Origin of the sequence: Romboutsia sp. 13368 (assembly GCF_018336475.1) — a bacterium.
Lineage (GTDB): Bacteria > Bacillota > Clostridia > Peptostreptococcales > Peptostreptococcaceae > Romboutsia.
This window is the reverse complement of record NZ_CP048741.1, coordinates 1,002,220-1,002,563: the sequence shown is the minus strand read 5'-3', so window position 1 is coordinate 1,002,563 and position 344 is coordinate 1,002,220. Positions and strand designations below refer to the sequence as shown.

General features: G+C 26.0%; 1 protein-coding gene. It reads right to left on the bottom strand.

Translation table 11 applies throughout. From position 1 onward, the window contains the following. Positions 1-344, bottom strand: a 344-nt coding sequence (locus G3997_RS04090; protein ID WP_296648539.1) for a transposase, incomplete at both ends; no start/stop codon positions are given.

Below are 344 nucleotides of genomic sequence, written 5' to 3'. Positions count from 1 at the left end.
ACATTGATTTACTCTTAACTTTATTTAAATTTAATTGTTCTGTTAACTGAGAAAAACTAGTCTCTATCCTTCTTCTAACCTTAAATATTAGTNNTCTTATTTGCTTCGGATAGTTATCTTTAAAGTTTCCTCTTTTTWAAAATAATAAATTTATATTTCTTTCAGTTTTTAACTCAGGCGTTAGCCTTTTATTWATATATCMTTTATCACCTATAATAGAAATTGAATTATATTTATCACATAAATCCCACACTGCATTTCTATCATCAACATTCGCAGGAGTTATGATATAATCAGTTAAGAAACCATCTACTGTAGTAAGTGCATGAAACTTAAATCCAAAA